Genomic DNA, 23,451 nt, shown 5'->3' on the forward strand with positions numbered 1-23,451 from the left:
TAAACTGCATGAAGAATTTCAATTTTGGATTACGCTCTCGTGTTACGGCTGCTTTTGTCCTCGCCGCGGCCGGCTTCGTCAGCGTCTCGCAACCCGAGACCGCGGAGGCGAAGGTGATGGCCAATCGCTGCGGGGCCGGAATCATCCTCGTCGGCGTTCGAGGCACCGGCGAAAAACCAGGAATGGGGACGACGGTCGGCATCGTCAAGGGACTATTCGACAGCGACAAAGACATTCCGACGTGGAGCCAATCCGTCACCTATCCCGCCATCGCCATCGGTGTCGGCCAGACATACATGACGAGTGTGAAAACCGGCGCCACGAACCTTCGCAACCTGATTCACACGATCGTAAACGAGTGTCCCTACTCGTCTATCAACTTGGCCGGCTACTCGCAAGGGGCCGATGTGATCGGAGACGTCCTGACCGGGAGCGGCGTGACACCTCTGACTGCTACGCAGAAGAAGCACATCACGAGCGTGGTCTTCTTCGGTGACCCGACCTACCGCGCGGGTGCGAAGTGGAACTCATCGGCCTCCGGAAAAGGAAACGGACTATTCGCCCGCCCGGCGAATGCGTTTGCGTCGTGGACCCGCCTTGCCTACCCCTCTCCGTCAGCGACCAAGCCGGTTCAGATGCCGATCATCCGGTCTTACTGCTACACGGGCGACCTGTTTTGCCAGAAGGGCACAGGATCTGACGCGAAGAAGATCCACGAGAGCTATGCATCACGCTCAACCTATGCCGCGTATGAGTTCATTCGGGACTGGAACACGTCGACACGTCGCTCGGCGATCCCGGTCGTACGAGGCTGACCACGTGTTTCCGTTCAGCGCGGACTGGCATAAGAGCCCTGCCGCGCGTTGTAGTCGACCGTCTCTCCTCGTGTTCGCGGGGCTGCTCGGCGGCCAGCTCATCGTGTCAGCCGCGAGCGTCTTCCTCGTCTTCATCAGCCCGTGGATCGTCGGCCCCGGAGCCGCCGACGACGGTCTCGACCCGCACTGGGCTGCGTGGGTGGCCGTGTCCCTGATCGCAGGCACTGCATTCCTCGGCGCCGTCGTCTCCGGGTTCATTCGACGCAGGAACTGCCGCCCGATCTGGTGGCTCCCCGTCGTCGGCGGGGTGGTCACAGCGGCCAGCGCACTCGTCGCACTCGTTGTGCTCGCTTGATCTGGCAACGTCCGGTTACGGCGACCCAGGCTCCACCACGCCAGAACCGGGCAGACTGACGGCATGGCACGTCTCCAGCACTTCGGATGGTTCTTCGGCCGCGGCTTCGGGCCGCAGGGATGGCTCCGGCCGGACTGGCACTGGAACCTGCGGTGGGACCGCCCGGGGCTCTACCAGCAGTCGGCCAAGGAGCTCGAGCGCGCCGGCCTCGACCTGCTGATCATCGAGGACAGCCTCTCCCCCGGCCCGAAGGAGCAGCTCGACCTCCGCGTGCGCGGGGCCCTCGGCGCCCCGAAGCTCGACCCGCTGCAGCTGACACCGTGGCTGTTCGCAGCGACGGAGCACCTCGGCGTGGCCCCCACGGTGAACGCCGGGGTGCTCCCGCCGTACCTCGCCGCCCGCAGCTTCGCGACCCTCCAGCACCTGAGCGACTACCGCGTCGGCATCAACGTCGTCACCGACGTTAAGGGCAGCCGCCACTTCGGCATCCCCGAGCTCGACCACGACGCCTCGTACGACCGCGCCGAGGAGTGGATGCATGTCGTGCGCCGCCTCTGGCACAGCTGGGCCGACGGCGCCGTGGTGGAGGACACCGAGACGTGGCGCTACGCCGACGGCGCGAAGCTCGACGCGTTCGAGCACCGCGGCGAGTACTTCTCGCTCGACGGCCCGCTCAACGCCCCGCCCTTCGACGGGAACGAGGGCGGCAAGGCCGATGGCGACCCCGTCATCGTGTCGCCCGGCGGCTCGGGGCGCGGGCTGGAGTTCGCCGGGCGCAACAGCGACGTGCAACTCGCACTCGCACGGCTCGACGTGGAGACGGTTCGGGCCTACCGGGCCCGGATCCATGAGGCCGCGCGGGCGCAGGGCCGAGTTCCTGCGTCCCTTCGAATTCTCTTCGTGCTGACGCCCGAGATCGTCGCCTCGACGGAGGAAGCCGATCGACTGGTCGCGGCGAGCGCGCACCCGAGCGACTCCGACCTGCACGAGGTGATCGAGCGGCAGTCGATCATCACCGAGACCGACCTGACCGGCCTCGACCTCGACAGGCCGCTCGACCTGGCCGTGTTCGGGCAGCACGTGTCGAAGGGCAGCATCGGCGGGCTCGTGGGCAACGCAGACCCGGCGACTCCGCTGCGCGAGCTGTTCACCGCGAAGTACCGCAAGGGGCGCATCAGCGACGGCACGGGCTTCGTCGGGACGGTCGGCGAGATCGCCGACTTCATCGAGGAGCTCGGAGACGACGCCGACAACGACGGCTTCATCTTCAACGGCGACCTTCACCCGGCGACGGTGCACCGGACCCTCGATGCGCTCGTTCCGGAGCTGCGGCAGCGCGGGATCCTGCGGCGCGAGTTCGGCGGAGGCGGGCTGCGCTCGAACCTGCTCGACTTCTAGCTCCGGGCCCTGTCCGCCCTTCGACCCACCTCCGGGGGACAGATCACCCCTGTTCGAGGGTCGCATTCCGCCCGAAAGCGAAGTACTGTCGCAGAAACGGCTACCCGAGCCGCCCTCGCTTCGACCCGCTTCCCGACGGACCGCCCCTTACCCAGGCGTGCCCGGCGGGGCGAACGAGTCAACCGAATACACATCTCTGAGGCACACTTGTCTTTCCTGTCCCGAAACAGGAGATTGCCCGCAGTCGTGGCCGCCGTAGCGCTCGTCGCCGGCAGCCTCCTCTCTGCGGGTGCCGCGCATGCGGACTCCGCTCCCACCACCCCGAGTTCCACGACCCCCGCCACCGTCACCGCGGACTCTCTGACAGCGCCGCAGATCAACGGCGTCGTCTGGACGCAGCTGATCGTGGGCAACACCGTGTACGTCGGCGGCTCCTTCACCAAGGCCCGCCCCTCCGGATCACCCGCGGGCGTGAACGAGGTCGCGCGCTCGAACATGCTGGCCTACGACGTGCGCACCGGCGTGCTGCTTCCGGCGTTCGCGCCCAAGGTCAACGGCCAGGTCCTGGCCATCGCGGCAACGGCCGACAAGAAGCACCTCTACATCGGCGGCGACTTCACGAAGATCGGCACGGCGAAGCGGAGCCGCGTCGCCGAGATCGGCGGCACCACCGGAAACCTCGTCGGCGGGTTCGACCCGGCGGCGAGCGGGACCGTCCGCTCGATCGTGCTGCGCGGCAGCTACCTCTACCTCGGCGGCTCGTTCGCGAAGATCAAGGGCAAGGTCCGCACGCAGATCGCCGCGGTGAGCCCGAAGTCGGGGTCGCCGTCGTCGTGGGCGCCGAAGCTGGCCGGCGGCCAGGTCACGTCGATCGCGATCTCGCCCGACGGCAAGAAGGTCGTGCTCGGCGGCAAGTTCACGTCGACGAACGGCTACGGACGCAGCATCAAGAGCTCCTACAGCGGCTACGGCATGTCGGCCGTCTCGCGCTCCACCGGCAAGTCGATGCCGTGGCCGGTGAGCAAGCTCGTGCAGGACGGCGGCCTGAACGCCGCCATCACCAGCTTGAGCTCGTCGTCGGCGGGAGTGGTCGGAAGCGGCTACGTGTTCGGCGTCGGCGGGAACCTCGAGGGCGCCTTCCGCGCCGACTGGAACGGCAACCTCGTCTGGCTCGAGGACTGCCACGGCGACACCTACTCGTCGGTGATCGTCGGGAGCATCGTCTACACGGCAGGCCACGCGCACTACTGCGGCAATCTCGGCGGGTTCCGCGAGAGCACTCCGACCATGCACTACCCCGCCCTGGCCTTCACGATGGCCGCGACGCAGAAGCTCACGAACAACGGCTCGAAGAACTACGCCGACTTCTCGGGCAAGCCCGCCCCGACGCTGCTCGACTGGTTCCCGACCATGTCGATCGGCACCTACACCGGTCAGAGCCAGGCGGCCTGGAGCGTGACCGGCAACTCGAAGTACGTCGTCTACGGCGGAGAGTTCCCGACCGTCAACGGCGTCGCCCAGGAGGGCCTGGCCCGGTTCGCGGTGTCATCGCTCGCATCGAACTCCGCAGGCCCCCAGGCGTCGGGGGCGACGTTCGTGCCCTCCGCGGTCTCGTCGCGCGCCGGCCAGGTCACCGTCAGCTGGCCCAGCAACTCCGACCCCGACAACCCGACTCTCACGTACACGCTCTACCGCGACAGCGACTACGACCACCCGGTCACGTCGATGACGTCGAACTCGACCTTCTACTACCGGCCCTCGCTGCAGTTCGTCGACACCGGGGTCACCGCCGGGCAGACGTACTCGTACCGCGTCCGGGCGACCGATCCATTCGGCAACAGCGTGCTCGGCGACGCCATCAGCGTGACGGTGGCGAGCGCGACGACGACCGGGTACGAGGGGGCGGTCTTGCAAGACGCCCCGGTCGATTTCTGGCGCCTCGGCGAGGGCGCGACCGCAGAGGCGACCGACTCGACGAGCAGGTCTCCGCTGGTCGTGTCGGCGGTCTCGTCCAGCGGGCGCTCCGTCGAGACGGCGACTCCCCCGGTCATCGGCACCGGTTCGAGCTACGGGCACTCGCGCGACGAATCGACTCCCGCCATGAAATCGCTGACCATCGAGGCCTGGTTCAAGGCCGCCAAGGGCGGCTCCGGCACGATCGTGGACTTCGGCAACAACGCGACGTTCCTGTCGAGCGTCGTCGACCGCAGCCTGGTGCTGCAGTCCAACGGCACGCTGACGTTCGGCGTCCGCAACCCGGGCCGCGTCGCCGTCGCGACCTCGAAGTCGTACGCCGACGGCAAGTGGCACCAGGCGGTGGTCACCGTGTCGACGACGTCGATGCGCCTCTACGTCGACGGCACGCAGGTGACCGGCAAGAGCGGCACGTTCGCCATGTCGAAGGCGTGGGGCTACTGGCGGGTCGGCGGAGACTCGGCATGGCCGGGGCCGCGGTTCTTCGTCGGGAGCATCCGCGACGTGTCGGTGTACTCCTCGACGCTCTCCGCCGATCGCGTCGCCGCTCACTACGCCGCAGCGGACGTGAATTCCTGAGATTTCTTCGGCTAAGGGTCGCGCTCGACGCGGTTCAGAGCCTAGGATCGCGGCAACCACCAGACCACGCTCACTGAGGAGCGTGTCACGACGAACGCTGAGCACAGCGTCCGGGGCCCGAAACCCGCCAGCACCACCGCACAGGCACCACACCACTCGATCACACCCGAGGCCACCCATGCGCCGTCTGCTTCGTCCTGCCCCCGCGTCCGCCGTCATCGCGACCGCCGCTCTCGTCTTCGCCGGCCTCGCCGTGGCGTCACCGGCCCTCGCCGACTCGGCGCCGGTGTCGCCGACCGATCCGACGACGCCGACCACCGTCACCGCCGACGTGCTCGCGACGCCTCAGATCAACGGCGTCGTCTGGACGCAGGTCATCTCGGGCAGCACGGTCTTCGTCGGCGGCAACTTCACGAACGCCCGACCCGCCGGCTCCGCGGCGGGAGTCAACACGGTGAGCAGGAACTACCTGCTGTCGTACGACATCACGACCGGGGTCCTGGGCACCGGCTTCGCGCCCTCCGCCAACGGCCAGGTCAAGTCGGTCATCGCCTCCGCCGACGGCAAGTACGTCTACGTGGGCGGATCGTTCACCAGCATCAACGGCGTGACGCGCAACCGCATCGCCAAGCTCGACGCCGCGACCGGGGCCGTCGTCACGGCGTTCAACCCGAACGCCGCGTACACGGTGAACGCGCTCGCGCTCTCGGGCAACACCCTCTACCTCGGCGGCGGCTTCACCGCCGTCGGCGGCCAGACCCGCTCCGACCTCGCCGCCGTGGACGCCACGACCGGTGCCGTGAAGTCGTGGGCGCCGTCGGCATCCGGCGGCCAGGTCACCGGGCTCGCCGTCTCGCCCGACGGCGGCAAGGTCGTCGTCGGCGGCGCGTTCACGACGCTCAACGGCTCCAGCAACCCCGGCTACGGGCTCGGCGCCGTCGACGCCGTCAGCGGCTCCCTCCTGCCCTGGGCCGTCAACTCGGTCGTCCGCGACGGCGGCACCCAGTCCGGCATCACCAGCATCACGTCCGACGCCGACGGCGTGTACGGCAGCGGCTACGTCTTCGGAGCCGGCGGCAACGTCGAGGGAGCCTTCCGCACCGACTGGAACGGCAACCTCATCTGGCTTGAGGACTGCCACGGCGACACCTACTCGGTCGCTCCGACCGACAATGCCGTGTACGTGGCCAGCCACGAGCACTTCTGCGGCGACCTCGGCGGCTTCCCGCAGAACAACCCCTCGTCGACGTGGGTCTTCCACCGCGGCACCGCCTTCAGCAAGGCCGCCACGCAGACCCTCGCTGCCAACCCGATCGGCGGCTACGCCAACTTCGCCGGCAAGCCCGCCCCGTCGCTCCTGAACTGGAACCCCGACCTCGTCGCCGGCTCGTTCACGGGCCAGACGCAGGCGGCCTGGAGCGTCGCGGCGAACAGCAGGTACGTGCTCTACGGCGGTGAGTTCCCCACGGTCAACGGCGTCGCCCAGCAGGGGCTCGTGCGGTTCGCCGTTCCGTCGATCGCTCCGAACAAGGCCGGCCCGCTGGCCACCGGATCGAGCTTCACGCCGAACCTCATCTCGACAGCGCCCGGCAAGGTCAAGGCCTCGTGGCTCGCGAACTCCGACCGCGACAACGGCACGCTGACCTACAGCCTCTACCGCGACGGCGGAGCCACCCCGGTCTTCACGACGACGCAGTACTCGACGACGTGGTCCAGGCCGCAGATGGGCTTCACCGACAACGGCCTCGCCGCCGGCTCGACGCACAGCTATCGCCTGCGCGCCACCGACCCCTTCGGCAACACGGTCCTCGGCGACAGCGTCTCCGTGACCGTCGCGTCGAGCTCGCCCACGGGGTACCAGGCCCGCGTGGTCTCGGACGGCGCTTCGAACTACTGGCGCTTCGACGAGTCGGGCGCGAAGGTCCGCGACTTCATCGGCTACTCCGACCAGGTGGCTCAGTCCGGCGTGACGAAGGGCACCGCCGGCGCGACGATCGACAGCGACACCGCGGCCACGTTCGACGGCAGCTCCACCGGCTACTCGGCGACTCAGGCCAAGGTGGCCGCGCCGCAGACGTTCTCGCTCGAAGCCTGGTTCAAGACGACCAAGTCAGGCAGGATCGTGGGGTTCGGCGACCTCAACGTCGGCACGTCGCTCAACTACGACCGGCAGCTCTACGTGAACTCGTCGAGCCAGCTGACCTTCGGCGTCTACGACGGAAGCAGCCGGACCATCTCGACGGGCGGGACCGTCACCGACGGCGCGTGGCATCAGGCCGTGGGCACCTTCGGCTCGGGGAGCATGGCGCTCTACGTCGACGGCGCCCTCATCGGCACGAAGACCGGCATCGGCACCGCTCAGTCCTATGACGGCTTCTGGCGGGTGGGCGGCGACTCGACGTGGTCGGGGTCGCAGTTCTTCACGGGCTCCATCGACGACGTCTCGGTGTATCCGAGCGCGCTGACGGGCGCGCAGGTCTCGGCGCAGTACGCGGCCGCCAAGACCGGGGCCGGCGGAACCCCTGCCAACGTCTCGCCGACGGCGTCGTTCACGAGCACCTCGTCGGCACTGACGACCTCGGTCAACGGGACCGGGTCGTCCGACCCCGACGGATCGATCGCATCCTTCGCCTGGACATTCGGGGACGGCGGCACCGCGACCGGCTCCTCGGCCTCGCACACGTACACCGCCGCCGGCACCTACACGGTCACCCTCAAGGTCACCGACAACCAGGGCGCCACAGGCACCACCTCGAAGAGCATCGCGGTGACTGCGCCGACCGGCGGCGGCACCCAGCCGATCGCCCAGGACACGTTCGCCCGGACGCTCACCGCCGGCTGGGGCACGGCTGACGTCGGTGGCGACTGGACGCGCGCCGGAACCAACTCCAACCTGTCCGTCGGCGGCGGAGCGGGCTCGATCCTGCTCACCGGACCCGGCCAGCAGATGGGCGTCTACCTCGGCTCCGTCGCGCAGACGAACGTCGACCTGACGACGCAGTTCTCACTCGACAAGGTCGCCACGGGCGGAGGCACCCAGGTGACGCTGCAGGGCCGCCGGATCGACTCGTCGACCGACTACCGCGCCACGATCGCGCTCAAAGCCGGCGGTGCGGCAACCGTCTCGCTGGTCGGCGCCGGGACGACGATCGCCGCGCCGGTGACGGTGCCCGGCACTCTCGCCGCCGGCACCGGGCTCAGCGCCCGCCTGCAGGTCACCGGCACCGCGCCGACGACCGTCCGGGCCAAGGTCTGGCTCACCGGCCAGGCCGAGCCGACGGCGTGGACGGTCTCGGCGACGAACTCGGCGGCCGGCCTGCAGGCCCCGGGAGAGGTGGGGATCGTCGCCTACGAGTCAGGATCCGCGACCAACGGCGCCCAGACGCTGAAGTTCACGGCGTGGAAGGCCGCGACCCCCTAGTCGCGAGCCGCCCGACACTCCCCGATCGGGGCGACTCGACGGCCACGTCGCCCCGATCGGGGCAGGCGGCCGGTCAGGACAGGGCGACGACGACCCGCTCGAGTGCGCGCCGCACGTCGGCGACGCGCTCCGGCAGGCGGATGCCGCTCTGCGCGATCGTCACGGCGCACCGCGAATCGCGAGGAACGCCGACGCGCAGCTCGAGGCGGTCGCCCGCGGCGAGCTCCCAGACGGCCTGGCAGCGCTCCGGCAGGCGGTGCACCTCGACGGGCTCCGACTTCGCGAACGCCGCCACGCGCACGAGCGCCTCATCGAGGAGGGCCACCTGGGCGCCGCGCACGCTGCGGCTCACGGACACGGCGAACGTCCCGTCATCCTGCTCGCCCGGAAGACGGATGCCGCGCTCGCGCTGATAGCGGACCGCGACCGACTCGGCGCCCCACTCCGGCGCCTCGTAGACGTCGACGAGCAGCGCCACGATCTGGTCGTGCGAGAGGCGGGTGGCGGCCTCGGCGTCGAGGATCTCGAACCACTCGGCGACGCCGCGCCCGCTCCGCGCCGCCAGCTTGGCGTCGCTGGTCGTGCCGGCGACGCCCTCGGCCCGCGCCGACTCGGCCGCACGATCCGCTCGGGGCGCGCCGGACTCACGGCGGCGCTTGGGAGACACGGCTACTCGCCCGCGTCGGCCAGCCGCACTCGGGCGATGGCCAGGAAGTCGTCGACGGTCAGCTCTTCGCCCCGGCCGGTCGCCGGGAGCCCTGCGCGCTCGATCGCGTCGGACGCCTCGGCCGACGACCCGAACACGACCGAGAGCGACTGACGCAGCATCTTGCGGCGCTGCTGGAACGCGGCGTCGACGAGCTCGAACGTGACCGCGCGCTCCGCCTCCGTGCCCTTCGGCTCGCGCCGGTCGTAGGCGACGAGGATGCTGTCGACGTTCGGCACCGGCCAGAACACCTGGCGGCTCACCTGCCCGGCGGTCGACCACGCTCCGTACCAGGCGGCCTTGATGCTGGGCGAGCCGTAGACCTTCGAACCGGGGGTCGCCGCGAGCCGCAGGCCGACCTCGGCCTGGACCATGACGAGCCCGCGCTCGAGTGACGGGAAGTGCTCGAGGAAGTGCAGCAGCACCGGCACCGAGATGTTGTAGGGCAGGTTGGCCACGAGGTGGGTGGGCGACGACGGGAGCTCCGTGACCTTCATGGCGTCGGCGACGACCACCGTCAGGTCGGCGTCGGGCTGGAGCAGCCGGACCGTCTCGGGCAGCTGCTCGGCGAGGCGCTTGTCGATCTCGACGGCTGTCACGACCGCCCCTGCCTCGAGCAGGCCGAGCGTCAGCGACCCGAGTCCCGGGCCGATCTCGACGACGGCCGTGCCGCTCGGCACCGTGGCCGCCTGGACGATTCGGCGCACGGTGTTGCCGTCGTGCACGAAGTTCTGGCCGAGCTTCTTGGTCGGCTGGATGCCGAGCAGGTCGGCGAGGTCGCGGATCTCCGCCGGCCCGAGGAGGGTGGACGCCACGTCAGGCCTCGATCGTGATGGGCTCGGACTCCCACGTGCCGTACACCAGCTCGGTGGTGGAGGTGATCTGGGCGGCGAGCAGCCCGACGTCGGTGCCGAGCGTCTCGGCCATCGAGCGGAGCGTGTGCGGTATCAGGTACGGCGAGTTGGGTCGGCCTCTGAAGGGCGACGGGGTCAGGAACGGCGCATCGGTCTCGACCATGATCAGGTTGCGGGGCGCGGCCACCAGTGCGTCGCGCAGCGGCTGCGCGTTCTTGAACGTCACGGTCCCGGCGAACGACATGTACCAGCCGTTCTCGGTGCACACCGCGGCGAGCTCGGGCCCGCCCGAGAAGCAGTGGAACACGGTGCGCTCAGGGGCGCCGACGCGCTTGAGCGTCGCGACGACGTCGTCGTGCGCGTCGCGGTCGTGGATCTGCAGCGCGAGGCCGTGCTTCTTCGCGATCTCGATGTGCGCCTCGAACGACTCGATCTGGGCCGCCCGGCCCTGCTCGACGGGAATCCCACTCTCGCCGAGGCGGAACCAGTCGAGCCCGGTCTCGCCGACAGCCCGCACCCGCGGCCGACCCGCGAGCTCGTCGATGACGGCCAGGGCATCGTGCAGCTCGCCGCGAGCTGCCAGACGCGGCGCCTCGTTGGGGTGCAGAGCCACGGCGGCGAGCACACGCGGCTCCCGTGCGGCGATCTCGGCCGACCAGACGGAGGTGGCGACGTCGTTGCCGACCTGCACCACGCCGCGGATGCCGACGCTCGAAGCCCGGTCGAGGTGCTCGCGGTAGTCGAGCCCCTCTCCGTCTTCGATCTCGAGGTGCGTGTGGTTGTCGTACACCGGCACGGTCAGAGCCTGGGGCAGCGGCGGATAGGTCAGATCGCGCTTCTGGCCACCCGATTCGTCCGTCCGCCTCCGGATGAAGGTGCCGTCGTCGCTCACGCGGTCGCGACCTCAGGCTGCTCGATGCGCGGGAAGAGCGTCGACGGCAGCGGCACGACGGCGGGCGCCGCCGACCACTCGGCCGCGCGGTCGATGTTCTGGCTCGTCAGCTCGCCCTGGCCGATGGACTCCCAGAGCTTGTGGGCGGCGTCCGGGATGAACGGGCTGAGCAGCACCGTCAGCGTGCCGAGACCTCGGAGGGCCGTGCCGAGCACGGTCGCCAGACGGTCGCGGGTCGCTTCGTTTTTGGCGAGGACCCAGGGCTCCTGCTCGGTGATGTAGCCGTTGAGCGCGTCGACGAGCTCCCAGACCGTGCTGACGGCCTCGTTGATGGCGAATCGGTCGATCGCGGCATCGGCGCCGGCCGTGACGCGGAGCTCGGTCTCGCGGATGGCGAGGTCGGCCTCGGTGAGGTCGCCGATCACCGGCACGGTGCCGTCGAAATAGCGCGTGATCATCGCGATGATGCGAGATGCGAGGTTGCCGAAGCCGTTGGCGAGCTCGGCCTGGTAGCGGGCCGAGATGTCTTCCCACGAGAAGTTGCCGTCTTGGCCGAAGGTGATGGCGCGCATGAAGTAGTAGCGGAACGCGTCGACGCCGAACGTCTCGGTGATCTGCTGCGGTGCGATGCCGGTCAGCTTCGACTTCGACATCTTCTCGCCGCCGACGAGCAGCCAGCCGTGGCCGAAGACGTGCTTCGGCACGGGTAGTCCGGCCGCCATGAGCATGGCGGGCCAGATGACGGCGTGGAAGCGCGCGATGTCTTTGCCGACGATGTGGGTCGCGGGCCAGCGCCGGTCGAAGTTCTCGTCGTCGACGCCGTAGCCCACGGCGGTGACGTAGTTGAGGAGGGCGTCGAACCAGACGTAGACGACGTGCTTGTCGTCCCACGGGACCTTGATGCCCCAGTCGAACGAGGCGCGCGAGATCGAGAGGTCGCGGAGGCCCTGCTTGACGAACTGGACGATCTCGTTGCGCACGCTCTCGGGCTGGATGAAGTCGGGCTGCGACTCGTACAGGTCGAGGAGCGGCTGCTCGAAGTCGCTCATGCGGAAGAAGTAGTTGCTCTCCTTGAGCAGCTCGACGGGCTTCGAGTGGATCGCGCAGACCTGCTGCCCCTCGAACGGACCGGTGCCGTCGACGAGATCGGACGCCTGCTTGTACTCTTCGCAGCCCACGCAGTAGAAGCCCTCGAACTCGCCCTGGTAGATCAGGCCGTCGTCGTAGAGCTTCTGCAGGAAGAGCTGCACGCCGGTCTCATGGCGCGCGTCGGTGGTGCGGATGAAGTCGTCGTTGCGGATGTTGACCGTCTCGAGCAGCGGGATCCACGACTCCTCGACGAGCTTGTCGGCCCACTCCTTGGGAGTGACGTCGTGGCTGGTGGCCGTGCGCAGGATCTTCTGCCCGTGCTCGTCGGTGCCCGTGAGCAGCCAGGTGTCGTCGCCGCGCTGACGGTGCCAGCGTGCGAGTACGTCGGAGGCCACCTCCGTGTAGGCGTGACCGATGTGCGGGACATCGTTGACGTAGAAGATGGGAGTGGTGATGTAGAAAGACTCGCCGGCGGGCATGTCGTCCATCCTAAAGCGCCCGCTCCCCCTGTGGCGCCCGCCCGTGGTGTCGGCGGGTGCTGGTCGGCTCGGGCGGGGCGCCGGAGACCCGCCCTACCCGACGAGCACCCGCCCATCCGGCTGTCCACAGGGTGCGCACTCTCCACAGATGCTCGAGGCGCAGGATTCGCGCGCGGTACGCCGACCACGATTGCGGGCATGGAGCCCATCCCCCTTCGCACGAGCGCGAACCTCGCGGGCGCCGGCGTCGCCCGCTGGCAGCAGTCGCGAGCCGTCGACCGCGCTCACCTTCACCGCGTCCGCCGCGGCGTCTACGCCGATGGCGCCGCCTGGGCCGCGCGACCAGCCCGTGACCGATTCGCTGCGCTCGCCCGGGCGACCGCTCTCAACCGCCGGAAGCCCCTCATATTCAGCCACGTGACGGCCGCGGTCCTGCTCGGGCTTCCGCTCGTGGGCCCGCTGCCTTCGCGCGTCGACGTGCTGATGGTCGGTGCGTCGGGAGGCCGCTCCGAGCCGGGGCTGCTCGCTCACCGGCGGGCGGTCGCGCCCGATCTGGCAGACGCTGACGGCCTCGTCGTCACGTCTGTCGCGCAGACGCTCGTGGACGTCGCTGCGACATCCCGTCTCGGTCGATCGCTGCCGATGCTCGACCAGGCGATCCGCCGGGAGTGGGTGACCGCAGCCGACCTGATCGCCCTCCTCGAAGACGGCCCGCCGATCCGGGCCCACGCCCGTGTGCGTCGCGCGATCGAATGGGCGGACGGCCGAGCGGCGAACGCCGGCGAGTCCCTGAGCCGGGCCGTGATCCTCGAGGCAGGCCTTGCGGCGCCCGATCTGCAGCGCGAATTCCAATTGCCCGACGGCACCAACGCATTCGTCGACTTCTACTGGGAGGAGGTCGACCTCATCGGCGAGTTCGACGGCTTCCTCAAGTACGCGCGCGCCGACGGATCAGGAGATGCCGACGCCGTGTGGAAGGAGAAGCGTCGCGAAGACGCGCTGCGGTCGCTCGGCCACGGCGTGACGCGCTGGATCTGGGACGAGGCGTACAGAGACTCCGGCGCACCCCTCCGCCACCTGTTGCTCGGGGCGGGTGTACCGCTTGCCTAGCGTGGACCGGCTCGTTCGCTTCGGCGGGGTCTGGTCGCAATGAGCGCCTCCCCGGAGACCCGCCGGTTCCGACGAACTCCCGCCGAACCGAGCACGAGGCCAGCGCGGGGCGCGGGGCGCGCCCGGTCAGCGCGCGGCGAGCGCGCCCTCGTACAGGTCGCGCTTCGACAGCCCGGTGGCGCTGGCCACGTCGGCGGCGGCGTCCTTGAGCCGATCGCCCGACGCGACGGCGGCGAGCACGAGCGCGACGCCGGCGGCCAGGTCGACCTCGGTCTCTTCGGCACCCTCCGCGACGACGCAGATCTCGCCGCGCACCCCGTCGGCGGCCCAGGCGGCGAGCTCGGCGGCCGTGCCGCGCTTGACCTCCTCGTGCAGCTTCGTGAGCTCGCGGCAGACCACGACGCGGCGCTCGGCCCCGAACTCCGCGGCCAGATCGACGAGCGAATCGGCGAGCCGGTGCGGCGACTCGAAGAAGACCATCGTGCGGCGCTCCGTTGAGATCGATCGCAGGAACTTCCTCCGGTCGCCCCCCTTGCGCGGCAGAAAGCCCTCGAACGTGAACCGGTCCGTCGGCAGTCCCGACACGGCGAGCGCCGTCAGCACCGCGCTCGGCCCGGGGATCGCCGTCACCGTCACCCCGGCCGCCGACGCCGCCTCGACGAGCGGGAACCCGGGGTCGCTGATCGCGGGCATGCCGGCGTCGGTGAGTACCAGCACGTCGCCGGCGCGCGCGAGCTCGACGACCTCGTGCGCCTTCTCGCGCTCGTTGTGCTCGTGCAGGGCGATGAGGCGGGGCCGGTTCTCGACGCCGAGGGCGCGCATGAGGTGGATCGCGGTGCGGGTGTCTTCGGCGGCGATCACCTCGGCGTTCTCGAGCGCCTGCACGAGGCGCGTGGAGGCGTCGCCGAGGTTGCCGATGGGTGTTGCCGCGAGAACGATCACCTGCCCATTCTCCATGGCTCGGCCATTTAGACTGCCCGGATGACCGATCGGCCCGTGAACGACTTCGACGAGCTCGTCGGTCACGCGACGGCTCCGGTCGAGGCGCCTGCGCGCGCGCCGCAGCACTCTCCGGTGCGGGTGGCCCGGCTCGCGCCCCTGGATGCGTGGTGGGGTCGCGTGCTCGCGACGCCCGCGCGGCAGCGGGCCTGGCGGTGGGGCGGGCCGTTCGTCGTCACGCTGGTCGCCGCGTTCCTGCGCCTGTGGCATCTCGGCCACCCCGACTCGCTGGTGTTCGACGAGACCTACTACGTCAAGGACGCCTGGACCCTCCACAACCTCGGCTACGAGGCATCATGGCCGGGCGACGTCGACGCCAAGTTCGCGGCCGGTCAGACCGACGTCTTCTTGCGGTCGGCGGAGTTCATCGCGCACCCGCCGCTCGGCAAGTGGATCATCTCGCTGGGCATGGCCGTCACGGGGCCGGACAACCCGGCGGGCTGGCGCCTCAGCACGGCGGTGGTCGGCATCATCGCGGTGCTTCTCGTCACGCTGATCACGACCCACCTGCTCAAGTCGACGGTGCTCGGCGTGCTGGCCGGCTTCTTCATGGCGATCGACGGCCAGGCCATCGTTCTGTCGCGGGTGTCGCTGCTCGACAACTTCGTGATGTTCTTCGCGCTGCTGGCGTTCGGCGCGATCCTGCTCGACCGGCATCGAACCCAGCGGCGGCTCGACGCGTGGGTCGCGAAGCGGGACTCGCAGGGGCGCGATCTCGCGTGGGGCCCGGCGCTCTGGAACCGGCCGTGGCTGGTCGTCGCGGGGCTGATGCTCGGAGCCGCGACGGGCGTGAAGTGGAACGGCGCGTTCTTCCTCGCCATCTTCGCCGTCTACACGATCGCCATCGACATGGCCGCCCGCCGACGCATCGGCGTCGAGTTCTGGGGCACGGGCACCATCTTCCGGCAGGGTCCGGTGTCGTTCCTGCTGATGGTGCCGATCGCCGCCGCCACGTACATCGCGAGCTGGACCGGCTGGTTCGTCACGAAGGGCGGCTACTACCGCACCTGGGTGGAGGACGGAGGCGATCGCTGGAAGGGCGCGCTCGCGTGGGTGCCCGACGTCGTGCAGAACTTCTGGCACTACCAGGCCGGCATCTACGCGTTCAACGTCGGGCTCTCGACGCCGCACCCGTACCAGGCGAACCCGCTGCTGTGGCTGCTGATGCAGCGCCCGACGAGCATGTACTACCTGGGGCTCTCGGCCGGCCAGGACGGCTGCGCGTCGGACCGCTGCGGCCAGGCGATCACCGGCATCGCGAACCCTCTCATCTGGTACGCCGCCGTCGCCGCGTGCCTCTACCTCTGCTACCGCCTGGTGCGCTACCGCGAGTCGCACGTCGGGGCGATCCTGATCGGGGTGGGCGCGGGCTTCCTGCCGTGGCTGATGTACCTCGACCGGACGGTCTTCCAGTTCTACACGATCGCCTTCGAGCCCTACCTGATCATGGGGCTGGCCGCCGCGCTCGGGGTGATCCTCGGCCGGCGGACCGACGACATCGACCGGCGGCTCAGCGGCATCCGGGTCGTGGGGATCGTGGTGATCCTGTCGATCGTGCTCAGCGTCTTCTACTACCCGATGTGGACCGCGATCCAGGAGAACTGGTCGTTCATCTCACTGCACTACTGGATCCCGAGCTGGAAGTAGCGAGGTCGGCCGCAAGAGCCGCAGCCGTGGTGACGGGGAGGGCGCACACGAAGTCGCGGCAGAGGTACGCGGTCTCGTCGGCACCCGGCCGCGCGTCACGGCTCTCGAACAGGGCGAACCCGGCGGCGGCCCACCTGGCGGACTGCGCGGGAGTGACGACACCGACGACACGGCCCGGGCGGCGAGCGGCGAGCGCGACGGCCGCGACCTCGCCGGGGGCGTCCGCCACGACGACGAGCTGCTCGGCAGGCGCTGCGAGAGCTGCCGCGACCGAGAGCGACGCACCGAACGCGGCCGGATTCTGCACCGCCTGCGCGGCGATCGAGCCGATCGCTCGAGCGGCAGCCTCGCGCAGCCGCGGCGAGTGCGACAGCTGAGACAGGGTCAGGGCCGCCGACGCCGCGGCGCTGAGGCCCGACGGGTAGGCGCCCTCCGACGGATCGGCCCGCAGCCCGAGCCCCTGGGCGGCCAGCACGGGGTCGCCCTCCCCGGGAGCCGCGAACACCCGGTCGTCGTCGACCAGGCACGCCTCGACGAGGCCGCGCCCCACTACCGCGTACGATTCCTCCCCCGTGGCCAGCGCGAGCCGCAGCAGCCCGTCGGCGAGCATCCCGTAGTCCTCCAGGGTCGCCACGGCGTCAGATGAACCCCGCTCGGTCGCGACCCGGCGGAGCGTCCCGTCGGCCCGCCGGTGCGTCCGCAGCACGCGGTCGGCGGCTCGCCTCGCCAGCTCGACCCAGTCCGTCCGCCCGTGCAGAGCCCCCGCCTCGGCGAGCGCGCCGATCGCGAGACCGTTCCAGCCGGCGAGCACCTTCTCGTCGACCTTCGGGGCCACCTCCTTCGCTCGCTCAGCGGCCGACAGCGCGTAGTAGCCGCCCTCCCCCAGCGGGCTCTCGCTGTCCTGGGCCGAGCCGAAGCCGCCCTCCTCCCGCTGGAGCACGGCGCGCAGGAACTGGGCGACTCCCGCCGCCGTTGCCACGTCACCGAGCCGCGAGTAAGCGTCGAGCAGCAGCGCGTTGTCGTAGAGCATCCGCTCGTAGTGGGGCTCGTGCCAGTCGTGCCGCACCGCGTACCGGAAGAAGCCGCCCTCGACGGCGTCTCGGAGCGGCGACGCCGCCATCGCCCCGAGGGTCCGCGACACGAGGGCGCCTGCCTCGGCGCTGCCTGCGGCGGCGAGATCGAGCAGCAGCAGCTGCACCGGGGCGATGGGGAACTTCGGAGCACGCCCGAACCCCCCGCTGACGGGGTCCTCGACGGCGGCCAGCTGCGCCACGACCCGGTCGAGGTCGGCGGGGGCGGGCGGAGTTCCTGCACCCTGGGGCGCTGAAGCGGCTCGGAGCGCGGCGGCGATGTCGGCCGCATTCCGGTCGACCTCGTCGCGGCGGTCGGTCCAGGCGTCGAGCACGGCGTCGAGTACCTGCCGGAACGACGGGTGCCCCTGCACCGGGACAGGCGGGTAGTAGGTGCCCGCGTAGAAGGCGCGGCCGGTCGGCGTCACGAAGACCGTGAGCGGCCAGCCGAGGCTCTCGGTGAAAGCGCCGGCGGCCGCGAGGTAGGCCGCGTCGACGTCGGGGTGCTCCTCGCGGTCGACCTTGACGGCGACGAAGCGCTCGTTCACGAACGCGGCGACGACCTCGTCGGAGAAGGTCTCGCGCGCCATGACGTGGCACCAGTGGCAGGTCGAGAACCCGATCGAGACCAGCACCGGAACATCGCGCCGCGCTGCCTCGTCGAACGCGTCGGCACCCCACTCGCGCCAGTCGACGGGGTTGTCGGCGTGGCTGCGGAGGTAGGGGCTGATGGCGTTCGCGAGGCGGTTCGGCACGCGCTCACGCTACGCGCGTCGGCGCGCTCAGGCGTCGACTGTCGACACCTCCACCTCGCGGTACGGCTCGCCGACGTACTCGCTCAGCGGCCGGATCAGCGCGTTGGCCGACCGCTGCTCGACGACGTGGGCCGTCCAGCCGGCGATGCGCGCTGCCACGAACAGCGGCGTGAACACCGGGGTGTCGAAGCCGAGCAGGTGGTACGCGAGCCCCGACGGGTAGTCGACGTTCGGCTTGAGGTTCTTCCGCTCGAGCACGCCGCGCTGCAGCGCCTCGTACAGCTCGCCGAGCCGGTCGCTCTCCGACCCGGGCCGCGCCTCGAGCAGGCGCCCGAGCGCCTCCTCCATCGTCGGAACGCGGCTGTCGCCGTTCTTGTAGACGCGGTGCCCGAACCCCATCAGCGTTCGCTTCTGCGCGAGGGCCTCGTCGAGCCAGGCGTCGACCCGGTCGGCATCGTGGATCTCGTCGAGCAGCGCCAGCGCCATCTCGTTCGCGCCGCCGTGCAGCGGCCCTCGCAAGGCTCCTACGGCCCCGACGAGAGCGCTGTGCAGGTCGGACAGGGTGGACGCGATCACCCGCGCCGTAAAGGTCGACGCGTTGAACGAGTGCTCGGCGTAGAGCGTCATCGACACGTCGAACGCATGCACGTCGGCCGGGTCGGGCTCCTCGCCGAACACCAGCCAGAGGAAGTTCGCCGAGTAGCCGAGGTCGTCGCGCGACTTCAGCGGCTCCTGGCCCCGACGCCGGCGCTGGTCGTACGCGATGACCGCCGGAGTCTGCGCCAGAACCCGCAGCGCCCGCTCGTACGTCTGGTCGGGAGTGGGCGACGCCGGCTCCGAGTCGTGGGCGCCGATCGCGCTGATGGCGGTGCGCAGCACGTCCATCGGGTGCGCCGACCGGGGCAGCGAATCGATCGCCGCGCGCACGTGCGGGTCGAGCGCCCTGGCGCCTCGCTCCGAGCGCAGGAACTCGGCCCTCTCGCCGTCAGAGGGAAGCTCTCCGCGCCAGAGCAGCTGCACGACGTCCTCGAACGGGACGTGCCCCGCCAGCTGCTGGACGGGGTAGCCGCGATACAGCAGGGAGTTCGAGGCGGCGTCGACCTTCGAGACGGTGGTCTCGTCGACGACGACTCCGTTGAGTCCCTTGTGGATCTCGGTGTCGGACATGATCACTCCTTCGTGACGGTGAACGTGAAGACCTGATCGTCGAACTGCGAGTAGCCCTCGTAGTCGATCAGGTCGTAGAGGTCGGCTCGGTGCTGCATGCGGTGCAGGAGCGACTCCTGCGTGCCCGCCGCCGCGATCTCGGCGAGTCCGCGGTCGGCCTCGCCCATCGCCAGGCGCAGCAGGGTCACCGGGTAGATGACGATCTTGACGCCGGCACCCTCGAGCTCGTCGGCGGTGTGCAGGCGGCCCTTGCCGAACTCGGTCATGTTGGCGAGGATCGGCACGTCGAGCGCGTCGGCCATCGCCTCGAACTCGGCGAGGCCGTCCAGCGCCTCCGGGAAGACCGCGTCGGCGCCCGCGTCGACCAGCGCCTTCGCACGGTCGACCGCCGCCGCCATCCCGTCGACCGACCGGACGTCGGTCCGGGCCATGATGAGGAGGTTCGGGTCGCGCCGCGCATCGACCGCCGCACGGATCCGCTTCACCGCGGTCTCGGTATCGACGACGCTCTTGCCGTCGAGGTGTCCGCAGCGCTTCGGATTGACCTGGTCCTCGATATGGAGGCCGGCGACCCCGGCGTCCTCGAGCGTCTGCACCGACCGGGCGACGTTCATCGGCTCGCCGAAGCCGGTGTCGGCATCGACCAGAGCGGGCAGGTCGGTCATGCGGGCGATCTGCCCGGCCCGGGTCGCGACCTCGGTCAGGGTGGTGAGGCCGATGTCGGGCAGGCCCAGGTCGGCGCTGATCACGGCTCCCGAGACGTAGACCCCGTCGAACCCGTGACGCTGGATCAGGCGGGCGCTGAGCGGATTGAAGGCACCCGGCAGCCGGAGGAGGCCCGGACCGTCGAGAGCGCGCCTGAGGCCGAGCCGTTTGTCGGCCGCGACGACGGTGGAGTACAGCACTAGAGCAGCCCTTCGGTCGGGGCGACCTGCGCCAGATGCGCGGGCGGGGGCGTGACGCTGAGCCCGGACAGGTCGTCGGCGGTCAGCTCGGGGAGCCGCTGGGCCAGGTCGAGGAACGCGTCGACCGTCGCCGGCTCGAGCACCCCGTCGGCCAGGGACCGGAACTTCGCGACGTAGTCCGCCCTCCCGAAGGGGCGGGCCCCGAGCGGGTGGGCGTCCGCGACGGCGATCTCGTCGACGACGGTCTCGGAGTTCCTGAGCCGGATCTCGATTCGCCCGCCGAACGCCTGCTCGGCCGGATCGAGGGAGTGGTAGCGGCGGGTCCACTCGGGATCCTCGACGGTCGAGATGGAGCGCCAGAGCCTCACCGTGTCAGGGCGGCCGGCGCGCTCCGGGAGGTAGCTGCGCTCGTGGTGCCACTCGCCGTCTTGGAGCGCGACGGCCACGATGTACGGGATCGAGTGGTCGAGCGTCTCGCGGCTGGCGGTCGGGTCGTACTTCTGCGGGTCGTTCGCTCCCGAGCCGATCACCCGGTGCGTGTGGTGGCTCGTGTGCAGGACGATGCTCTCGACGGCGTCCGGATCGCGGAGCTCGGGGCGTTTGCGGCCGAGCCGCCGGGCGAGGTCGATCCAGGCCTGCGCCTGGTACTCGGCCGAGTGCTCCTTCGTGAACGTGTCGAGGATCGCCCGCTTCGGCTCGCCGGGCCGCGGCAGCGGAACGGAGTACGACGCCTCCGGGCCGTCGAGCAGCGTGGCGATGACTCCGTCTTCACCCTCGTAGATCGGCGACGGGCTGGTCTGGCCGCGCATCGCCCGGTCGATCGCCTCGACGGCCTGCTTGCCGGCGAACGCGGGCGCGTACGCCTTCCACGTCGAGATCAGGCCCTTGCGCGACTGCCGGGTGGCGGTGGTCGTGTGGAGCGCCTGCCCGATCGCCTGGTAGATCACCTCGGGATCGAGCGAGAGCAGCGTGCCGATGCCCGCCGCGGCGCTCGGACCCAGGTGGGCGACGTGGTCGATCGTGTGCCGATGCAGGCTGATCGCCCGCGCCAGGTCGACCTGGATCTCGTAGCCCGTGGCGATGCCGCGGATCAGCTCGGCGCCCGAGCGGCCGGCGTGCTGGGCCACCGCGAGGATCGGCGGGATGTTGTCGCCCGGGTGCGAGTACTCCGCCGCCAGGAACGTGTCGTGGAAGTCGAGCTCGCGCACGGCGACTCCGTTGGCCCACGCCGCCCACTCCGGGGTGAATCGGAGGTGCTGCGCCGTGCCGAACACGGTCGAGCCGCGGTGCCGGTCGTCACGGCGTCCGTCGATCGGGTGCGCCTCGGCCTGCGAGCGAGCGGCGGCGACCGGGGCGCGCCGCAGGGATGCGGTCGCGACGGCGGCGTTGTCGATGATCCGGTTGATCACCATCTCGGTGACGTCGTCGTCGACCGGCACCGGGTCGGCCGCCACCCGGGCGAGGTGCCAGGCGAGCTCCTCCTCGCGGGGCAGACCGTCGCCGCTCGCGTGGACCCGGACCTCGACGGTTTCCGTCATGCGTGCTGCGGGGCGAACCGCGTGACCAGCTCGCGCTTGAGGACCTTGCCGCTCGGGCCGAGCGGCAGGGCGTCGAGGACGTGGACGATGCGCGGGTACTTGTAGGCCGCGATCTCGTCCGAGACGAAGGCGACGAGCTCCTCGGGCGTCGCGGTGCTTCCCGGCCGCAGCACCACAGCGGCCTCGATCTCCTGGCCGTGGGTCTCGTGCGGCACGCCGAACACCGCCGCCATGGTGACGTCGGGGTGCGCCGCCAGCACCTCCTCCACCTGACGCGGGTACACGTTGTAGCCGTTGCGGATGATCATGTCCTTGGTGCGGTCGACGATCGTGAGGTAGCCGTCGTCGTCCTTCGTACCCAGATCGCCGGTGCGGAACCAGCCGTCGACGATCGCCTTCGCGGTGTCGTCCGGACGGTTCAGGTATCCGTTCATGATGTTGTGGCCGCGGATGACGATCTCGCCGATCGAGCCGTTCGGCATGAGAACGATGGAGTCCTCGACCGCCGAGTCGGCGATCTCGACGTCGACGCCCCAGATCGCCGTGCCGATCGTTCCCGGCCGGGGCGGCACCCCGACGTGGTTGAAGGTCGCCACCGGCGACGTCTCGGTCAGGCCGTAGCCCTCGAGGATGTCGGCACCGTAGACGTCACGGAACCGGTCGATGATCGCCACCGGCAACGCTGCGCCGCCGGAGATCGCGTATTTGAGCTTCGGCCGAGCCTCGGTGCGCGTCGCGGCGTCGAGCAGCGCCATGTACATCGTCGGGACGCCCATGAAGATGTCGCAGCCCTCGTCGACCATGACCTTCAGCGCCGTGTCGCCGTCGAACTTCGGGACCATCACGACCGTCGCTCCCGCGCGGAATGCCACGTTCATCGTGCACGTCTGCCCGAACGTGTGGAACAGCGGGAGCGCCCCCAGCAGGCGGTCGCCCGTCGTGATCTTGAACGTGCTCAGCAGCAGCGTGCTCGTCTGCTCCAGAAGAGCGAAGTGCGACCCCTCGGCGCCCTTCGGCTTGCCCGTCGTGCCGCTCGTGTAGAGGATCGTCGCGGTGTCGAACGGGTCGCGCGGCACGTAGGTGTCGATCGGCTCGGCCGCCTCCGCGAGCGCCTCCAGCCGGTCGAACCCGGTCTGCAGGTCGGCGGGCGCCAGGACCGTCACGACGTCCACTCCGGCCAGGCCGGCGCCCGGCCCGCCCTCGCCGAGCAGCGGCGCCGCGCACACGAGCATCGTCGAGCCGCTGTCGCGCAGGACGTACTCGATCTCGTGCTGCTTCAGGAGCGCGTGGATGGGAACGGCGACCGCTCCGAGCGACAGGACCGCGTAGTAGACCCGCGGGAAGTCGGCGACGTTGGGCACCAGCATGGCCACCTTGTCGCCTTCCCCGACTCCCTTGGCCCGGAGCGCTCCGGCATAGGCCCTCGTCTGGGCCCACAGCTCGGCGTACGTCGTCTTCTGCGGACCGACCGTGACGGCCACCGCGTCGGCATACCGGTCGGCGGACTCCTTCAGGATGGCGGCGACGGATGCGCTGGCGCGGGTGATGGGAGCGGCGGCCTGATCATGGTGCTGAGTACTCATCGGTGGTCCTCTTCGTCTTCGTTGACGACTCGGGTTCGAGCGGTGAGGGAATCATACGTCCGAGCCCCGTCGCAGACCACAGGTGTACTTCAGCCTCGCCCGCCGCCCACCCGCT

17 protein-coding genes are annotated in these 23,451 nt (G+C 70.2%); 7 read left to right on the forward strand and 10 right to left on the reverse strand.

Features of this window, described 5'->3' with window-relative positions; translation table 11 throughout:
• Positions 1–8: 8 nt before the first annotated feature.
• From AC07TY_RS10130 to AC07TY_RS10150, 5 genes are all read left to right on the forward strand, one after another.
• Positions 9–815: a cutinase family protein gene (locus tag AC07TY_RS10130; protein WP_494785233.1), complete on the forward strand. Its 807-nt coding sequence runs from the start codon at positions 9–11 to the stop codon at positions 813–815.
• Between the two features lie 70 nt (positions 816–885).
• Positions 886–1,170, forward strand: a complete 285-nt coding sequence (locus tag AC07TY_RS10135; RefSeq protein WP_494785235.1) for a hypothetical protein — start codon at positions 886–888, stop codon at positions 1,168–1,170.
• A gap of 63 nt (positions 1,171–1,233) precedes the next feature.
• Positions 1,234–2,568 carry an LLM class flavin-dependent oxidoreductase gene (locus AC07TY_RS10140; protein ID WP_494785236.1) on the forward strand — a complete coding sequence of 445 codons (1,335 nt, stop codon included), beginning with the start codon at positions 1,234–1,236 and terminating at the stop codon, positions 2,566–2,568.
• A 246-nt stretch (positions 2,569–2,814) separates the two neighbouring features.
• On the forward strand, positions 2,815–5,121 hold the full coding sequence (locus tag AC07TY_RS10145) for a LamG domain-containing protein (protein WP_494785237.1): 2,307 nt from the start codon (positions 2,815–2,817) through the stop codon (positions 5,119–5,121).
• A gap of 178 nt (positions 5,122–5,299) precedes the next feature.
• A complete protein-coding gene (locus AC07TY_RS10150) occupies positions 5,300–8,542 on the forward strand; it encodes a LamG-like jellyroll fold domain-containing protein (RefSeq protein ID WP_494785238.1) in 3,243 nt (1,080 codons plus the stop codon).
• Between the two features lie 73 nt (positions 8,543–8,615).
• On the opposite strand, the gene AC07TY_RS10155 is transcribed toward AC07TY_RS10150, so the two are convergent.
• Genes AC07TY_RS10155 through metG form a run of 4 tightly spaced genes read right to left on the reverse strand, consistent with a single transcriptional unit; the run spans position 8,616 to position 12,562 of the window.
• Complete coding sequence (locus AC07TY_RS10155; RefSeq protein ID WP_123506314.1) at positions 8,616–9,209, reverse strand: hypothetical protein; 594 nt, start codon at positions 9,207–9,209, stop codon at positions 8,616–8,618.
• Positions 9,210–9,211: 2 nt separating this feature from the next.
• On the reverse strand, positions 9,212–10,063 hold the full coding sequence (rsmA, locus tag AC07TY_RS10160; RefSeq protein WP_494785239.1) for a 16S rRNA (adenine(1518)-N(6)/adenine(1519)-N(6))-dimethyltransferase RsmA: 852 nt from the start codon (positions 10,061–10,063) through the stop codon (positions 9,212–9,214).
• A 1-nt stretch (position 10,064) separates the two neighbouring features.
• A complete protein-coding gene (locus tag AC07TY_RS10165) occupies positions 10,065–10,994 on the reverse strand; it encodes a TatD family hydrolase (RefSeq protein ID WP_488625639.1) in 930 nt (309 codons plus the stop codon).
• Positions 10,991–12,562, reverse strand: a complete 1,572-nt coding sequence (gene metG / locus AC07TY_RS10170; protein WP_494785240.1) for a methionine--tRNA ligase — start codon at positions 12,560–12,562, stop codon at positions 10,991–10,993. Before metG ends, AC07TY_RS10165 begins: the two co-directional genes overlap by 4 nt.
• Before the next feature lie 198 nt (positions 12,563–12,760).
• On the opposite strand from metG, the gene AC07TY_RS10175 reads away from it, so the two are divergent.
• A complete protein-coding gene (locus AC07TY_RS10175) occupies positions 12,761–13,672 on the forward strand; it encodes a hypothetical protein (RefSeq protein WP_494785241.1) in 912 nt (303 codons plus the stop codon).
• Between the two features lie 126 nt (positions 13,673–13,798).
• Here AC07TY_RS10175 and rsmI read toward each other — a convergent pair whose 3' ends face one another.
• Complete coding sequence (rsmI, locus tag AC07TY_RS10180; RefSeq protein WP_488625636.1) at positions 13,799–14,614, reverse strand: 16S rRNA (cytidine(1402)-2'-O)-methyltransferase; 816 nt, start codon at positions 14,612–14,614, stop codon at positions 13,799–13,801.
• Positions 14,615–14,653: 39 nt separating this feature from the next.
• On the opposite strand from rsmI, the gene AC07TY_RS10185 reads away from it, so the two are divergent.
• A complete protein-coding gene (locus AC07TY_RS10185) occupies positions 14,654–16,318 on the forward strand; it encodes a dolichyl-phosphate-mannose--protein mannosyltransferase (protein WP_494785242.1) in 1,665 nt (554 codons plus the stop codon).
• Here the strand turns inward: AC07TY_RS10185 and AC07TY_RS10190 are convergent.
• The 5 genes from AC07TY_RS10190 to AC07TY_RS10210 are packed head-to-tail and all read right to left on the reverse strand — an operon-like array spanning position 16,281 to position 23,336.
• Entirely contained in the window at positions 16,281–18,143 is a 1,863-nt protein-coding gene (locus AC07TY_RS10190) for a thioredoxin domain-containing protein (RefSeq protein WP_494785243.1), read from the reverse strand. The genes AC07TY_RS10185 and AC07TY_RS10190 overlap by 38 nt on opposite strands.
• Before the next feature lie 27 nt (positions 18,144–18,170).
• Complete coding sequence (locus AC07TY_RS10195) at positions 18,171–19,310, reverse strand: bifunctional 2-methylcitrate synthase/citrate synthase (protein WP_494785244.1); 1,140 nt, start codon at positions 19,308–19,310, stop codon at positions 18,171–18,173.
• A gap of 2 nt (positions 19,311–19,312) precedes the next feature.
• On the reverse strand, positions 19,313–20,215 hold the full coding sequence (prpB, locus tag AC07TY_RS10200; RefSeq protein WP_494785245.1) for a methylisocitrate lyase: 903 nt from the start codon (positions 20,213–20,215) through the stop codon (positions 19,313–19,315).
• Positions 20,215–21,753, reverse strand: coding sequence for an MmgE/PrpD family protein (locus tag AC07TY_RS10205; protein WP_494785246.1), 1,539 nt, complete (start codon positions 21,751–21,753; stop codon positions 20,215–20,217). The genes prpB and AC07TY_RS10205 overlap by 1 nt, the downstream gene beginning before the upstream one ends.
• Positions 21,750–23,336 (reverse strand): long-chain-fatty-acid--CoA ligase, encoded by a 1,587-nt coding sequence (locus AC07TY_RS10210; RefSeq protein ID WP_494785247.1) that lies wholly within the window; start codon positions 23,334–23,336, stop codon positions 21,750–21,752. Before AC07TY_RS10210 ends, AC07TY_RS10205 begins: the two co-directional genes overlap by 4 nt.
• Positions 23,337–23,451 lie beyond the last annotated feature (115 nt).

Source organism: Frondihabitans sp. GW821-FHT04F02, from assembly GCF_059420045.1.

Bases quoted from the DNA above. Each gene is read 5' to 3' on its own strand.
- AC07TY_RS10175 (WP_494785241.1), top strand. From the start codon at position 12,761: ATGGAGCCCATCCCCCTTCGCACGAGCGCGAACCTCGCGGGCGCCGGC.
- AC07TY_RS10130 (WP_494785233.1), top strand. From the start codon at position 9: ATGAAGAATTTCAATTTTGGATTACGCTCTCGTGTTACGGCTGCTTTT.
- AC07TY_RS10150 (WP_494785238.1), top strand. From the start codon at position 5,300: ATGCGCCGTCTGCTTCGTCCTGCCCCCGCGTCCGCCGTCATCGCGACC.
- AC07TY_RS10195 (WP_494785244.1), bottom strand. From the start codon at position 19,310: ATGTCCGACACCGAGATCCACAAGGGACTCAACGGAGTCGTCGTCGAC.
- AC07TY_RS10205 (WP_494785246.1), bottom strand. From the start codon at position 21,753: ATGACGGAAACCGTCGAGGTCCGGGTCCACGCGAGCGGCGACGGTCTG.
- AC07TY_RS10185 (WP_494785242.1), top strand. From the start codon at position 14,654: ATGACCGATCGGCCCGTGAACGACTTCGACGAGCTCGTCGGTCACGCG.
- metG (WP_494785240.1), bottom strand. From the start codon at position 12,562: ATGCCCGCCGGCGAGTCTTTCTACATCACCACTCCCATCTTCTACGTC.
- AC07TY_RS10140 (WP_494785236.1), top strand. From the start codon at position 1,234: ATGGCACGTCTCCAGCACTTCGGATGGTTCTTCGGCCGCGGCTTCGGG.
- AC07TY_RS10210 (WP_494785247.1), bottom strand. From the start codon at position 23,336: ATGAGTACTCAGCACCATGATCAGGCCGCCGCTCCCATCACCCGCGCC.